Consider the following 14,790-nt stretch of genomic DNA (forward strand, 5'->3'; position numbering starts at 1 on the left):
CACGTGGATCAGCCGCCTATGAGGGCGGTGTACTCGTCGGCGCTGAGCAGCTCGTCGGTGGACTCGACCTTGACCTTGAACAGCCAGCCGCCCTCGAACGGGGCGCTGTTGACCAGGGCGTTGTCGTCCAGGACGTCCTGGTTGACCTCGACGACCTCGCCGGTCACCGGGGAGTACAGGTCGCTGACCGACTTGGTGGACTCCAGCTCGCCGCAGGTCTCGCCAGCGGTCACGGTCTCGCCGACCTCGGGCAGCTGCACGTAGACGATGTCACCGAGCGCGTCGGCGGCGTGCTTGGTGATGCCGACCGTGGAGACACCGGCCTCGGCGGCGGTCAGCCACTCGTGCTCCTTGGTGTACTGCAGGTGCTGGGGGTTGCTCATGGCGTCATTCTCCAGGATGGGAAGCGGGCACGACGAAGCGGGCCGCCGCGCGGACGGCTTCGACGTGCGTGTATGGGGGAAAGTGGGGTTCTCGGAGGGACTCCGCGGGCCTCAGCGGGCGCGCTTGTAGAAGGGCAGCGCCACGACCTGGACCGGCTCGTGCCTGCCGCGCACGTCCACCGCGACGGTGGTGCCGGGGGCGGCGTGGGCCGCGTCGACGTAGGCCATCGCGATCGGCTTGCCCAGGGTCGGGGACGGCGCGCCCGAGGTGATCCGGCCGATCGGGGTGCCCTCGGTGGAGACCACGGTGTACTCGGCGCGCGGCACGCGCTTGCCCTCGGAGACCAGGCCGACCAGCACCTTCGGGGGGTTGGCCTCGGCCGCGGCGGCGGCCTGCTCCAGCGCCTTGCGGCCGATGAACGCGCCCTCGTTGGTGGTCTTGTCGAAGCGGACGACCCGGCCCAGGCCCGCGTCGAAGGGGGTGAGGTCGGTGGACAGCTCGTGCCCGTACAGCGGCATGCCCGCCTCCAGGCGCAGGGTGTCGCGGCAGGACAGGCCGCACGGGACCAGGCCGTGGCCCTCGCCGGCGGCGGTCAGCGCCTGCCAGACCGGCTCGGCGTCGACCGGGTGGCAGAAGATCTCGAAGCCGTCCTCGCCGGTGTAGCCGGTCCGGGCCAGCAGCACCTCGCGGCCGGCCACCTGGGCGGGGAGGATCGCGTAGTACTTGAGGCCGGGCAGGTCGGCGTCGGTGGTCTTCGCCAGGATGCCGGTGGCCTCCGGGCCCTGGACGGCGATCAGCGCGTAGGTGTCGCGGTCGTCGGTGACGACGGCGTCGTAGCCCTTGGCACGGGCGATCAGCTCGTCGAGGACCAGCTGGGCGTTGGAGGCGTTGGCGACGACCAGGAAGGCGTCCTCGCGCAGGCGGTAGACGATCAGGTCGTCCAGGATGCCGCCGTCCTCGGCGCAGATCATGGTGTAGCGGGCGCGCAGCACGCCGAGCGCGGAGACGAAGCCGACCAGCGCGTGGTCCAGCATCTCGCCGGCCTGCGGGCCGGTGACGGTGATCTCGCCCATGTGCGAGAGGTCGAACAGGCCGGCCTTGGTGCGGACGGCGAGGTGCTCCTCGCGCTCGCTGCCGTAACGCAGCGGCATGTCCCAGCCGGCGAAGTCGGTCATGGTCGCGCCGAGGGCGCGGTGCAGCGCGTCGAGCGCGGTCAGGCGGAGGGACGACATGGCCAGGAACTCCTCGGTCGGGGCACTCAGGGGAGCGCGCCGGGACCGGACCCGCTCGGGGACCGACCCTGCGCGCGGGCATGCGGCGGCGTGGGTCTCCCCATCTGTCGTCGGACCTGAGAGCTTCACCGACCACCTGCTCGCGGCTGTTTCCAGCTTCGAGACAGCATGGCGGCTTGCACCGTGGGTGGGCGCGCGACAGGGCCGTGCGCCGCTTTCCAGATGTGCCTAACCCGTGCGGTAGGGGGGCCTGAGAGATTCCGGGGAGGAGTTGCTCCTTCGGCGCCGGACATGCCTCCTGAGGGGCACTCCGGACTCTCCCGCGCGGGTTCGAGCGGCCGGTATGGAGTTGTGGGGGCCCGCGGCGCATGCCGACGGACGCGCACATCATGGCACGTCCGGCGCGGGGAGGGGAGGGGGGACCCGGTCACACGGCGCGGGAGCGAACGCGCGTCCACCGCCGGACCGAACGCGCGTGCACCGCCGGACCGAACGCGAGCCCGGAGCCGGACCGAACGCGCGTGCACCGCCGGACCGAACCCGCGCCCACCGCCGGACCGAACACGGGCCCTAAACTGCTGCGCGTCGGCGCAGCAGAGGGCGGCCGACCGGCATGAGGGCGGATCGGCGACGCATGGGATACCCGGTGGAGCAGCAGCAGGGGTGGGACGGGCCACAGGCGGCGCCGTCGGGCGGCGGGTGGCCGGCCAACGAACTGGAGCAGGTACTGACGGCCGCACTGGGCGACCCGGGCGCGACGCCGCGGGTGATCGAGGTGCTGGCCCGCAGCCAGGTGTGGATCCCGCTGCCGGCCGGCGGCGACCCGAACGGGCAGTCGCTGGACCTGCCGACCATCGAGCTGGGCGGGGACCCGTACGTACCGGTGTTCTCCTCGCAGGAGGTGTTCCTCCAGCAGGCGCCGGGGATGGCCTTCGCGGTCGCCCCGGTCTGGGAGTTCGCCCGCGGGCTGCCGCTGGGCCTGGGCATAGCCGTCAACCCGGAGGCGGCGGTGGGCATCCCGGTGCCGCCGCAGGGCGTGGCGGAGCTGCGCCGCGGCCCGCGCGAGGACCGCTGGGAGCAGCACCCGGAGGCGCCGACCGGCGGCCGGGTTGCGCTGCGCGAGCCGGTGCCGGGGGAGGACCCGGAGCACTTCCTGGCCGCCTGCCGGGCCGAACTGTCGGCACTTCCCGGCGTGTTGACCGCGCGTCGGGCGCTGGCCAGCATCGAGGGCGAGCCGACCGTGATGTTCGTGGGCGTCCAACTGGACCCGGCGGCCCCGGCCGACCCGGCCGCGGTGAATGACGCACTCGGCCGAGCGCTGGGAACCGCGCCGCTGCCCGGCGGCGTCCACCTCGTACTGCTCGACCTCGCCGACGACCCGGTGGTCGAGTGGCTGCTCACCCGGGTACTGCCTTTCTACACGCGGGTGTGAGCGGGGTCCGGTCGAAGGCACGTCGCCGTGGCGGCGGCCGGTGCCGCGCCATAGGGTGCGTGCAGACGGCCGACGGGCCGGCGGTTCGAGGAAAGAGGCGCGGCGAGGTGGGCGCATGAGTGCGGGAACGGGAGCGGGCGGTGTGCCGGGGCCCTGGGGCCAGGCACCGGCCGGGCGCCCGGGAGCGGATCCGGGCGCGTTGGAGCACGCCCTGCGCGAGGTCGCGCCGGAGCGCTACGACGCGTACGAGCGGCTGCTGCACGCGCTCGCCGAGGGCCAGGTCTGGATGCTGCTCTGGCACGGCACGCCGGGCAGCCCGGACGCCCAGTACGGGAACATGGAGATCAGCGGCCACGGCTACGCGCCGGCCGTCACCTCCGCCGAGCAGTTGACGGCCTCCGGCTGGGCCCGGGCCCACGAGGTCATCTCCGGCCGGGAGATCGCCGCTTCGCTGTACCGCACCCGCTGGGGCCTGTGGCTCAACCCGCACGCGCCCGGTGGCGGGGTCGGGGTGCCCTGGGCGGACCTTCGGCGGATCGCCGCGGGCCTGGAGCGGCTGCCGGCCGGTCCGTTGAAGTTGAGCGAGCCGCAGGTGAACGCCCAGCAGTTCTTCGCGCTGCTGGAGCGGCAGGCCGGTGAGGTGCGGGCGGTGCGGGCGCTGCGCCGGGCCTGGGTGCGGCCCGCGGTGGGGGAGCCGTACCTGGCGATCGGCCTTGACCTGTACGACAGTTCGCCGCCGTCGGTCGAGTCGGTGCGGGCGCTGATGCAGCGGGCGATCGCGGTGGCCCCGGAGGGGCTCGCGGTGTCCACGGTGGCGATGGCGGACGAGTACGACCCGGTGGCGCTGTGGATGCGCGCCAACGCGCGGCCGTTCTTCGACCGGGAGGCGGGCCGCCCGCCGGTCTACCCGCAGCCGACGCCGTACCCGGGGCAGCCGATGCAGGGGCAGCCGACGCCGGGGTGGTCGTACGGCACCCAGCCGCCCGCGCAGGGCTGGGGGCAGCAGCCGCAACGACCGTGGCCCGGATACCCCGGCCGCTGATTGCCAAAACGCCTATTCGCCAAAACTGCCGCCATGAAGCCGACTTGATGAACAGTCAAGTCGGCTTCGGTGCTTTCCGGACGAATTTCCACCTTGATCCCGGCACATCTTGACATGGCTGTTACAGCCATGTGAAGAGGGATATACCGAAGATCGAGGAGGTGCATGCACACAGATCACAGTTGGGCATCTGTCGGTTGTCAGGGCTGGCGCAAGCCTGTTCGGATGGCAGAGAGTTCTGCGCAACGCACCGCGCGTACTGGAAACCCCACGAAGGTGAACGCGCACGCCGACCGCTCGACCACGCGACGCCCAATCCCGCGTGGGGCAGTACCCCGTGCACGACGTACTGCCGCGAACACCCGCTCCTAGCACCTCCGCACGTCCGCAGCCGTACCGCCGAACCGGCGCCCGGCACCCGTGGGCCGGCCACCGTCGGCGAGGGGACCAACTGACAATGACCGCACCCATCGCAACCGCCGGGAACGAACCGGAGGCACCCGCCCCCGCGACCCCGGCCAAGACGATCGAGGGACGCTCCCTCGGTCGGATCGCCTGGACCCGCTTCAAGCGGGACAAGGCCGCCGTCGCCGGCGGCATCGTGGTGATCCTGCTGATCCTGCTCGCCGTCCTCTCGGCGCCGATCGAGGCCCTGTTCGGACTCGACCCGGACCAGCCGAACCCGGACCTGCTGGACGCCGACCTCGGCGGCCTGCCGCTCGGGGACTGGGGCGGGATGAGCGGTGACCACCCGCTCGGGATCGACCCCCTGCAGGGCCGTGACCTGCTCGCCCGCGTGATCGACGGCTCCTGGGTCTCCCTGCTGGTCGCCTTCGGCGCGACCCTCCTGTCCAACACCATCGGCACCGTGCTCGGCGTGATGGCCGGCTACTACGGCGGCTGGGTGGACACCCTGATCAGCCGGCTGATGGACGTCTTCCTGGCGTTCCCGCTGCTGCTCTTCGCCATCGCGATCTCCGCCTCGCTCCAGGGCGGCGCGTTCGGCCTGCACGGCCTCCCGCTGCACATCATGGTGCTGATCTTCGTGATCGGCTTCTTCAACTGGCCCTACATGGGCCGGATCGTGCGCGGGCAGACGCTGTCGCTGCGCGAGCGGGAGTTCGTCCACGCGGCCCGCAGCCTCGGCGCCCGCGGCCCGTTCATCCTGTTCAAGGAACTGCTGCCCAACCTGGTCGGCCCGATCCTGGTCTACTCGACCCTGCTGATCCCGACCAACATCCTCTTCGAGGCCGGGCTGAGCTTCCTCGGCGTCGGCATCCAGCCCCCGCAGTCCTCCTGGGGCGGCATGCTCGCCGACGCGAAGAACTACTACCAGGTCGACCCCCAGTACATGGTGGTCCCCGGTCTGGCGATCTTCATCACCGTGCTCGCGTTCAACCTGCTCGGCGACGGGCTGCGTGACGCCCTGGATCCCAAGAGCAACTGACACGGCGTCGGCACACTCCCTCCTCCACATCCTCAAGGGGTTGATCTCACCCATGCGCAGGTCCCGTACCGTCGCACTGACCGCCGCGGCCGCCGCCGCGGTCCTGGTCGTCACCGGCTGCTCGTCCAGCTCCAAGGGCGGCGACAGCAAGTCCTCCTCCTCGGCCGGCTCCAGTGACGCGGGCGGTGCCGACGCGGCAACCAAGCAGGTCGTCAACGCCTCGGACAAGAAGGGCGGGACGGTCACCTTCGAGATGAAGGGCACCCCGGACTCGCTCGACCCGGGCAACACGTACTACGCGTACATCTACAACTTCTCGCGCCTGTACGGCCGTCCGCTGACCACCTTCAACCCGGCCGCCGGCGCGGACGGCAACAAGCTGGTCCCGGACCTCGCCGAGTCGCTGGGCCAGCCCAGCGCGGACGGCCTGACCTGGACGTACAAGCTGCGCGCGGGCCTGAAGTACGACGACGGCACCCCGATCTCCTCCAAGGACGTCAAGTACGCCGTGGAGCGCTCGAACTTCGCGCCCGAGGTGAACTCCAACGGCCCGACGTACTTCCACGACCTGCTGGTCGACAACGACACGCCGTACGCCGGTCCGTACAAGGACAAGGAGGGCGGCCTGAAGTCGATCGAGACGCCGGACGACACCACGATCGTCTTCCACCTGAAGCACCCCTTCGCCGACTTCGACTACCTGGTCAGCGCCCCGCAGACCGCGCCGGTCCCGCAGGCCAAGGACACCGGTGCCGACTACGTGAAGCACATCGTGTCCTCGGGCTCCTTCAAGTTCGAGTCCTACGAGGACGGCAAGCAGGCCGTCCTGGTCCCGAACACCAACTGGGACAAGAGCACCGACCCGATCCGGAAGCAGCTGCCGGACAAGATCGTGCTCAAGATGAACATCGACCAGGCCACCATCGACAAGGACCTGCTGGCCGGCAACGCCCAGGTCGACCTGGTGGGCGGCGGCGTCGACCCGCAGACCCAGGCGCAGATCCTGCGCGACCCGAAGCTCAAGGCCAAGACCGACAACGCCTACGGCGGCCGCCTGGTCTACATGGCGATGAACACCAAGGTCGCGCCGTTCGACAACATCGAGTGCCGCAAGGCCGTCCAGTACGCGCTCGACAAGGTCTCGATCCAGACCGCGCTCGGCGGCCCGATCCGCGGCCAGGTCGCCAGCACCGTCCTGCCGCCGGACATCCCGGGCCACGAGGACTTCAACCTGTACGAGACCAAGGACAACAAGGGTGACCAGGCCAAGGCCAAGGACTCCCTGAAGGCCTGCGGCAAGGAAGGCGGCTTCAGCACCGTCCTCTCCGCCCGCACCGAGCGCGCGACCGAGGTCGCCGCGGCCACCGCGATCCAGGCGCAGCTGAAGAACATCGGCATCAACGTCGAGATCCAGCAGTTCCCGCAGGGCAAGTACCTGACCGACTCGGCCGGTGCGCCGCAGTTCACCCAGGACCACAACATCGGTCTGATGATGATGCAGTGGGGCGCCGACTGGCCGACCGGCTACGGCTTCCTCCAGCAGATCGTGGACGGCCGTGCGATCAAGGCCTCCGGCAACAGCAACCTGGCCCAGCTGAACGACCCCGCGGTCAACAAGCTGATCGACGACGCCGCGGTCAACCCGGACCGGGCGGCCCGCGAGAAGATCTACGCCCAGATCGACAAGAAGGTCATGGAGTCCGCGGTCTACGTCCCGCTGACCGACTTCAAGGTCTTCCTGTACCGCCCGGACAGCGCGACCAACATGGGCTCCACCCCGGCCTTCTCGGGTGAGTACGACTACCTGAACATCGGCACGACCAAGTAAGAGCCTGGCTCCACATCCCTGAAGGCAGGTGAAGGCAGCGGCGCCCGCCGCCGTCCGGCAGATCCCGGACGGCGGCGGGCCGCCGGAGCCGCCCAACTGTGTTTGCCTACATCATCCGCAGGATCCTCGCGGCCGCGGTGCTGCTGCTGGTCGTCAGCGCGGTCACCTTCGCGATCTTCTTCCTGCTCCCGCGCGTCGCCGGTGAGACCACCGATCAGCTGGCGGCGCAGTACATCGGGAAGAACCCGTCGCCCGAGGCGATCGCGGCGGTCAAGCAGAACCTCGGCTTCGACCAACCGCTGTACACCCAGTACTGGAACTTCCTGAAGGCGCTGGTCAGCGGCGCCGAGTACAAGTTCGGGCCCGATCCGGTCACCTGTCACGTGCCCTGCTTCGGCTACTCCTTCAAGAACCACCTGGAGGTCTGGCCGGAGATGACCAGCCGGATCCCGGTCACCATCTCGCTCGCCATCGGCGCGGCGGTGCTCTGGCTGGTCTCCGGCGTGGCCACCGGCGTCGTCTCCGCCCTCAAGCCGCGGTCGATCTTCGACCGGCTCTCCATGGGCGTCGCGCTGGCCGGCGTCTCGCTGCCGGTCTTCTTCACCGGCGCCCTGCTGCTGACGGTGTTCAGCTACGAGTGGCCGATCCTGGACAACCTGGAGTACGTCGACTTCACCGAGAACCCGCTGATGTGGGCCCGCAACCTGATCCTCCCGTGGATCTCGCTGGCCTTCCTCTACTCCGCGCTCTACGCCCGGCTCACCCGCGCCGGAATGCTGGAGACGATGAGCGAGGACTACATCCGCACCGCCCGCGCCAAGGGCCTGGCCGAGCGCAAGGTGGTCGTCAGGCACGGCCTGCGCTCCGCGCTCACCCCGATCGTCACCATCTTCGGCATGGACCTCGGCCTGCTGCTCGGCGGTGCGCTGATCACCGAGCAGGTCTTCTCGCTCAAGGGCGTCGGCCAGTTCGCCGTCCAGGCGATCTCCGACAACGACCTGCCCAAGATCCTCGGCGTCACCCTGCTCGCCGCCTTCTTCATCGTCGCCTGCAACCTCGTGGTCGACCTCCTGTACGCCCTCGTCGACCCCCGCGTGAGGCTCTCGTGACCGACCTCCAGAAGACCCCGGCGGACTCCGCCCCTGCGGATGCCCCCGCCGGGGACCCGTTCCTCTCCGTGCGCGACCTGCGGATCCACTTCGACACCGACGACGGCCTGGTCCGCTCGGTGGACGGGGTCAGCTTCGACCTGCACAAGGGCCGCACCCTGGGCATCGTCGGCGAGTCCGGCTCCGGCAAGTCCGTCACCTCGCTGGGCATCATGGGCCTGCACCGCTCCAAGCGGGCCCGGATCAGCGGCGAGATCTGGCTGGGCGGCGAGGAGCTGATCGCCGCCGGACCGGACCGGGTGCGCCAACTGCGCGGCCGCGAACTGGCGATGATCTTCCAGGACCCGCTGACCGCGATGCACCCCTACTACACCGTCGGCGCGCAGATCGTCGAGGCGTACCGGGTGCACCACCCCCAGGCCTCCAAGAAGCAGGCCCGGGCCCGCGCGATCGAGATGCTCGACCGGGTCGGCATCCCGCAGCCCGACCGTCGGGTGGACGACTACCCGCACCAGTTCTCCGGCGGCATGCGCCAGCGCGCGATGATCGCCATGGCCCTGGTCAATGACCCCTCGCTGCTGATCGCCGACGAGCCCACCACCGCCCTGGACGTCACCGTCCAGGCGCAGATCCTGGACCTCATCCGCGACCTCCAGGAGGAGTTCGGCTCCGCCGTCATCATCATCACCCACGACCTCGGGGTGGTCGCCGAGCTGGCCGACGACATCCTGGTCATGTACGGGGGCAAGTGCATCGAGCGCGGCCCCGCCGAAACCCTCTTCGACGCGCCCGAACACCCGTACACCTGGGGCCTGTTGGGCTCGATGCCGCGACTGGACCGGGAGCTCCAGGACCGGCTGGTGCCGGTCAAGGGCACCCCGCCCAGCCTGATCAACGTGCCGTCGGGCTGCGCCTTCCACCCGCGCTGCCCGTACGCCGCCCTGACCGGCGGCCGCTCCACCGGCGAGCTCCCGGTGCTGGCCGAGGCCGCGCCCGGGCACTTCGCGGCCTGCCACCTGCCGGCCGACGAGCGGCACCGCATCTTCGCCGAAGAGATCGCGCCCCGGCTGTGAGCCCGGCCTCGTACCACCTTCCTGGAGACAACCGATGACGGACACTCAGGCGGCCACGATCCCCTCGCCGGCGCCCGCCTCCGGCCGCGAGCCGCTGCTGAAGGTGACCGGCCTGACCCGGCACTTCCCGATCAAGGGCGGACTGCTGCGACGCCAGACCGGCGCGGTGCGGGCCGTCGACGGCATCGACTTCACGGTCAACGCCGGTGAGACGCTGGGCGTCGTCGGAGAGTCCGGCTGCGGAAAGTCGACCATGGGCCGACTGGTCACCCGGCTGGACGAACCCACCGATGGGACCATCGAGTTCGAGGGCACCGACATCAGCCACCTGGGCGTCGGGGCGATGCGGCCGATGCGCCGCGACATCCAGATGATCTTCCAGGACCCGTACTCCTCGCTGAACCCGCGGCACACCGTCGGCACCATCGTCAGCGCGCCGTTCAAGCTCCAGGGCGTGCAGCCCGAGGGCGGGGTCAAGAAGGCCGTCCAGGACCTGCTGGAGCTGTGCGGGCTCAGCCCCGAGCACTACAACCGCTACCCGCACGAGTTCTCCGGCGGCCAGCGCCAGCGCATCGGCATCGCCCGGGCGCTCGCGCTGAAGCCGAAGATGATCGTCGCCGACGAGCCGGTCTCCGCGCTGGACGTGTCGATCCAGGCGCAGGTGGTCAACCTGCTGGACGACCTCCAGCAGGAGCTGGGCCTGACGTACCTGATCATCGCCCACGACCTCTCGGTGGTCCGGCACGTTTCGGACCGGGTGGCGGTGATGTACCTCGGCAAGATCGTGGAGATCGCCGACCGGGACTCGCTGTACCGCAGCCCGATGCACCCGTACACCAACGCCCTGATGTCGGCGGTACCGGTGCCCGACCCGCGACGGCGCCAGCGCGCCGGGCGCGAGCGGATCCTGCTCAAGGGCGACGTGCCCTCGCCGATCAACCCGCCCAGCGGCTGCCGGTTCCGCACGCGCTGCTGGAAGGCGCAGGAGGTGTGCGCCACCCAGGAGCCGGCGCTGGTGGCGCTGAAGACCGGGCACCAGGTGGCTTGCCACTTCCCGGAGCGGAGCGAGGGGAACGATCAGCACAGCCCCGAGAACATCGCGGAGGACAAGGCGTCCTGAAGCCGTAGCCGGAGGGGAGGGTTCCGCGGCAGGTCATAGTTGTTCCCGTGACCTCGCAGATCTTCCCCTCCGACGTGCAGCAGTCGCTGGACCTCGTCGGCATCTTCGTCTTCGCCCTCTCCGGAGGGCTGCTCGCCGTCCGCAAGAACATGGACATCTTCGGGATCTGCGTGCTGGCCGAGGCCACAGCCCTGGGCGGCGGGGTGATGCGCGACCTGGTGATCGGCGCGACACCGGTGGTCGCCTTCACCAACCTCGGCTACTTCGTCACCCCGCTGATAGCCGCCCTCGTGGTGTTCTTCCTGCACCCCGAGGTCGAGCGGATCAACCGGGCGGTGCAGACCCTGGACGCCCTGGGCCTCGGCCTGTTCTGCGTCACCGGCACCGCCAAGGCGCACGACTACGGGCTGGGCGCCGTCGCGGCCGTCGCGCTCGGCATGGTGACCGCGGCCGGCGGCGGCGTGATCCGCGACGTGCTGGCCGGGGAGATCCCCTCGCTGCTGCGCTGGGACCGCGAGATCTACGCCGTCCCGGCCCTGGTCGGAGCCGCGCTGGTGGCCGCCCTGATCGGTGCCGACCGGCTCACCGGCGTCACCGGCACCGCCGCCGCGCTCACCGCCTTCGGCCTGCGGATGCTCGCCCTGAAGTACGGCTGGCGCGCCCCGCGGGCCTGGCGCCGCAACGGTTCTCGCACCAGCGAGGAGTAGGCGAGCCGCCGTACGCCAGCGAGATCGCCTCGGCCGTGCAGAGCAGCTCCGGCAGCATCCGGGCCAGTTCGGCCGGCGGCACCTGGCTGGCCGGGGCGCTCAGCGCGCAGGCCGCGACCGTCCGCCCGCCGCTGCCCGCGACCGGTGCGGCCACGCAGGTCACCGGCTCCCGGTGCTCGCGGGACTCGGCCGCCCAGCCCCGGCGGCGCACCGCCGCCACCTCGGCCTCCTCGTTCGGCCCGTCCGCGTTCGGCCCGTCCGCGGGCAGCCCGGCGAGGAGCACCCGCCCCACCGCCGTACCCGTCACCGGGGCGCGGCGCCCGATCCGGGACGGCCGGTCCGCCCCGGGCCCGGCCACCTCGTCCACGTAGAGCACCTCGCCGTCGTGCAGCACGGCCAGCTGGACGGTGTAGCCGGAGCGCGAGCTGAGCGCCGCCAGGTAGGGCGCGGCCACCTGCCGTACGTCGATCTCCTCCAGCGCGCGGTGGGCCAGCGACAGCACCCGGCCGCCGATCCGGTAGAGCCGGTCGGGCTGGCGCTGCACGAAGCCGTGCTCCTCCAGGGTGCGCAGCAGCCGCAGCGCGGTGGACTTGTGCACCCCGAGGCTGCCCGCGGCCTGCTCCAGCGAGAGCGGGCCGTCGCCGAGCGAGCCGAGCAGGGTCAGCGCGCGGTCGACCGACTGCGACATTTCACCCCCACTGGTGTCCGACCAAGACGCGTGCGTCAGGCTAACCGCAAGGCGCCGCAGTGGTACAAACCAGTACCGGACGCGGCCGTCCGGAGGCGGTTCGTTCGTCCTCCGTCCGGTTGTTCGGGCCGTCGGCCGCCGGTGGTTCGGGCGGTCGTTCGGGCGGTCGTTCAGGCGGTCGTTCGGGCGGGATGGCGGGCGGTGGCCGGATCGGTGTGCGCCTGCTCGGGCCCGGGGGAGCGCCCTCTACAATCGGATGGTTATGCCATACCTGGACCATGCGGCGACCACGCCGATGCTGCCCGAGGCGATCGCCGCGATGACGGCGCACCTGGGGGTGGTCGGCAACGCCTCGTCCCTGCACGCGGCCGGCCGCCGGGCCCGCCGGGTGGTCGAGGAGGCCCGCGAGTCGCTGGCCGAGTCGCTCAACGCACGCCCCAGCGAGATCGTGCTCACCGGCGGCGGCACCGAGTCCGACAACCTGGCCGTCAAGGGCCTGTACTGGGCCCGCCGGGACGCCGACCCGGCCCGCACCCGGGTGCTGTGCAGCCCGGTCGAGCACCACGCGGTGCTGGACGCGGTGCACTGGCTCTCCGAGCACGAGGGCGCGGCCGTCGAGTACCTCCCGGTGGACGAGTTGGGCCGGGTGCACCCCGAGGCGCTGCGCTCGTCGATCGAGAGCGATCCGGCCTCGGTCGCGCTGGTCACCGTGATGTGGGCCAACAACGAGGTCGGCACCGTCCAGCCGGTGCGCGAACTCGCTGCCGTGGCGGCCGAGTACGGCATCCCGATGCACGCCGACGCGGTGCAGGCGCTCGGGCAGGTCCCGGTCTCCTTCGCCGACTCCGGGCTCACCGCCCTCACCGTCACCGGGCACAAGATCGGCGGGCCGTTCGGCATCGGCGCCCTGCTGCTCTCCCGCGGCGCCACGCCCGTACCGCTGCTGCACGGCGGCGGCCAGGAGCGCGACGTGCGCTCCGGCACCCTGGACGCGCCGGCCGCCGCCGGCTTCGCCGCCGCCGCTTCCTTCGCCGTCGAGCACCGGGCCGAGCACGCGGCCCTGCTCGGCGGACTGCGGGACGAACTGGTGGCCGGCGTGCTGGCCGCGGTGCCGGACGCGGTGCTCAACGGCGACCCGTCCGCCGAGGGCCGGCTGCCCGCCAACGCCCACTTCTCCTTCCCCGGCTGCGAGGGCGACGCGCTGCTGATGCTGCTGGACGCCCAGGGCATCGAGTGCTCCACCGGCTCCGCCTGCAACGCCGGGGTGCCGCAGCCCAGCCACGTGCTGCTCGCCATGGGCGTCGACCCGGTGCTGGCCAGGGCCTCGCTGCGGTTCTCGCTCGGGCACACCTCGGTGCGGGAGGACGTCACGGCGCTCGCCTCGGCCATCGGGCCGGCGGTGCAGCGGGCCCGCAACGCGGGGCTGGCGTCGGTGCGGCGCTAGCTTTTTACTCGGCGGCGGGCATGCGCGACGGCCCCGTACTCTTGTAGTCACCATGACTGACTTCCCGGGTGCCCCGACCGCTCCGTCCACCGGCCGTCTGCGCGTGCTCGCGGCGATGTCCGGCGGCGTCGACTCCGCCGTCGCCGCCGCGCGCGCCGCCGAAGCGGGGCACGAGGTGACCGGCGTCCACCTGGCGCTGTCCGCCAACCCGCAGTCCTTCCGTACGGGCGCGCGCGGGTGCTGCACCATCGAGGACTCCCGGGACGCCTGGCGGGCCGCCGACGTGATCGGCATCCCCTTCTACGTCTGGGACCTCGCCGAGCGCTTCCGCGAGGACGTCATCGACGACTTCGTCGCCGAGTACGCGGCCGGCCGCACGCCGAACCCCTGCCTGCGCTGCAACGAGAAGATCAAGTTCGCCGCGCTGCTCGACAAGGCGATCGCCCTCGGCTTCGACGCCGTCTGCACCGGCCACTACGCCCGGATCGTCGACCTGCCCTCCGGGGAGCGCCAGCTCCACCGTGCCGTCGACGCGGCGAAGGACCAGTCCTACGTCCTCGGTGTGCTGGATGCCGACCAGCTCGCCCACTCCCTCTTCCCGCTCGGAGACACGACGAAGGAAGAGATTCGGGCGGAGGCCGAGCGCCGGGGCCTGGCCGTCGCCAAGAAGCCGGACAGCCACGACATCTGCTTCATCGCCGACGGCGACACCCAGGGCTTCCTCGCGAAGCACCTCGGCACGGCGACCGGCGACATCCTCGACGTCGACGGCACCAAGCTCGGCGAGCACGACGGCGCGTACGGCTTCACCATCGGCCAGCGCAAGGGCCTGCGCATCGGCCGCCCGGCGGCGGACGGCAAGCCCCGGTACGTGCTGGACATCTCCCCGGTGAACAACACCGTGACGGTCGGCCCCATCGAGGGCCTGGACGTAACCGGTCTGACCGCCATCCGCCCCCGCTGGTGCGGCACCGAGCCCCTCGCGGACGGCCGCTACACCGCCCAGCTCCGCGCCCACGGCGAGGAGGTCCCGGTGACCGCGTCGGTGGTCGACGGCGAGCTCCGGGTCCAGCTGGACACCCCGGTGCGGGGGATCGCCCCCGGCCAGGCCGTCGTGCTGTACGACGGCACCCGCGTCGTCGGCTCCGCCACCATCGCCACCACCGAGCGCCCGGCCGTCAACGCCTGAGCTGGCTTGTTGACCCGCCCGATCCGCCACCTTGGCGGATCGGGCGGGGGTGACCAGATCGGTTCGAACGCGGTGCTACACGGTGGCACCGTGCG

The 14,790-nt window shown here is 71.4% G+C and carries 13 protein-coding genes and 1 riboswitch; of the genes, 10 read left to right on the forward strand and 3 right to left on the reverse strand.

The annotated features are described in order from the left end of the window. Positions 1 to 8: 8 nt before the first annotated feature. Together gcvH and gcvT are read right to left on the reverse strand one after the other, a co-directional pair. The gene (gene gcvH, locus J0670_RS00005) at positions 9 to 383 is read right to left on the reverse strand and encodes a glycine cleavage system protein GcvH (protein ID WP_207808313.1); all 375 of its coding nucleotides are present in this window, start codon (positions 381 to 383) and stop codon (positions 9 to 11) included. A gap of 111 nt (positions 384 to 494) precedes the next feature. Then, a complete protein-coding gene (gene gcvT / locus J0670_RS00010; RefSeq protein ID WP_207808314.1) occupies positions 495 to 1,616 on the reverse strand; it encodes a glycine cleavage system aminomethyltransferase GcvT in 1,122 nt (373 codons plus the stop codon). 228 nt (positions 1,617 to 1,844) lie between these two features. Beyond that, positions 1,845 to 1,949, reverse strand: a riboswitch (glycine riboswitch). A gap of 301 nt (positions 1,950 to 2,250) precedes the next feature. Here gcvT and J0670_RS00015 point away from each other — a divergent pair. The 8 genes from J0670_RS00015 to J0670_RS00050 all read left to right on the forward strand — a co-directional run bounded on the left by J0670_RS00015 (position 2,251) and on the right by J0670_RS00050 (position 11,374). Further along, on the forward strand, positions 2,251 to 3,048 hold the full coding sequence (locus J0670_RS00015; protein WP_207808315.1) for an enhanced serine sensitivity protein SseB C-terminal domain-containing protein: 798 nt from the start codon (positions 2,251 to 2,253) through the stop codon (positions 3,046 to 3,048). Between the two features lie 115 nt (positions 3,049 to 3,163). Continuing rightward, positions 3,164 to 4,090: an enhanced serine sensitivity protein SseB C-terminal domain-containing protein gene (locus J0670_RS00020; protein ID WP_207808316.1), complete on the forward strand. Its 927-nt coding sequence runs from the start codon at positions 3,164 to 3,166 to the stop codon at positions 4,088 to 4,090. A gap of 457 nt (positions 4,091 to 4,547) precedes the next feature. Then, a complete protein-coding gene (locus tag J0670_RS00025) occupies positions 4,548 to 5,537 on the forward strand; it encodes an ABC transporter permease (RefSeq protein ID WP_207808317.1) in 990 nt (329 codons plus the stop codon). A 52-nt stretch (positions 5,538 to 5,589) separates the two neighbouring features. Beyond that, positions 5,590 to 7,365, forward strand: a complete 1,776-nt coding sequence (locus J0670_RS00030) for an ABC transporter substrate-binding protein (protein WP_207808318.1) — start codon at positions 5,590 to 5,592, stop codon at positions 7,363 to 7,365. Positions 7,366 to 7,463: 98 nt separating this feature from the next. Then, positions 7,464 to 8,474, forward strand: a complete 1,011-nt coding sequence (locus tag J0670_RS00035; RefSeq protein WP_207808319.1) for an ABC transporter permease — start codon at positions 7,464 to 7,466, stop codon at positions 8,472 to 8,474. Next, entirely contained in the window at positions 8,471 to 9,547 is a 1,077-nt protein-coding gene (locus J0670_RS00040; RefSeq protein WP_207808320.1) for an ABC transporter ATP-binding protein, read from the forward strand. The genes J0670_RS00035 and J0670_RS00040 overlap by 4 nt, the downstream gene beginning before the upstream one ends. A 34-nt stretch (positions 9,548 to 9,581) precedes the next feature. Next, entirely contained in the window at positions 9,582 to 10,667 is a 1,086-nt protein-coding gene (locus J0670_RS00045; RefSeq protein WP_207808322.1) for an ABC transporter ATP-binding protein, read from the forward strand. A gap of 47 nt (positions 10,668 to 10,714) precedes the next feature. Further along, the gene (locus tag J0670_RS00050; protein ID WP_207808324.1) at positions 10,715 to 11,374 is read left to right on the forward strand and encodes a trimeric intracellular cation channel family protein; all 660 of its coding nucleotides are present in this window, start codon (positions 10,715 to 10,717) and stop codon (positions 11,372 to 11,374) included. Here J0670_RS00050 and J0670_RS00055 read toward each other — a convergent pair. After that, the gene (locus J0670_RS00055; protein ID WP_207808326.1) at positions 11,280 to 12,062 is read right to left on the reverse strand and encodes an IclR family transcriptional regulator; all 783 of its coding nucleotides are present in this window, start codon (positions 12,060 to 12,062) and stop codon (positions 11,280 to 11,282) included. The genes J0670_RS00050 and J0670_RS00055 overlap by 95 nt on opposite strands. A gap of 262 nt (positions 12,063 to 12,324) precedes the next feature. Here J0670_RS00055 and J0670_RS00060 point away from each other — a divergent pair, with 262 nt between their 5' ends. After that, positions 12,325 to 13,506 (forward strand): cysteine desulfurase family protein, encoded by a 1,182-nt coding sequence (locus J0670_RS00060; protein ID WP_207808327.1) that lies wholly within the window; start codon positions 12,325 to 12,327, stop codon positions 13,504 to 13,506. Between the two features lie 52 nt (positions 13,507 to 13,558). Further along, positions 13,559 to 14,695, forward strand: coding sequence for a tRNA 2-thiouridine(34) synthase MnmA (gene mnmA, locus J0670_RS00065; RefSeq protein ID WP_207808329.1), 1,137 nt, complete (start codon positions 13,559 to 13,561; stop codon positions 14,693 to 14,695). Positions 14,696 to 14,790 lie beyond the last annotated feature (95 nt).

This window comes from Streptomyces sp. FH025, from assembly GCF_017427025.1.
In the GTDB taxonomy this organism is placed as follows: Bacteria; Actinomycetota; Actinomycetes; order Streptomycetales; family Streptomycetaceae; genus Kitasatospora.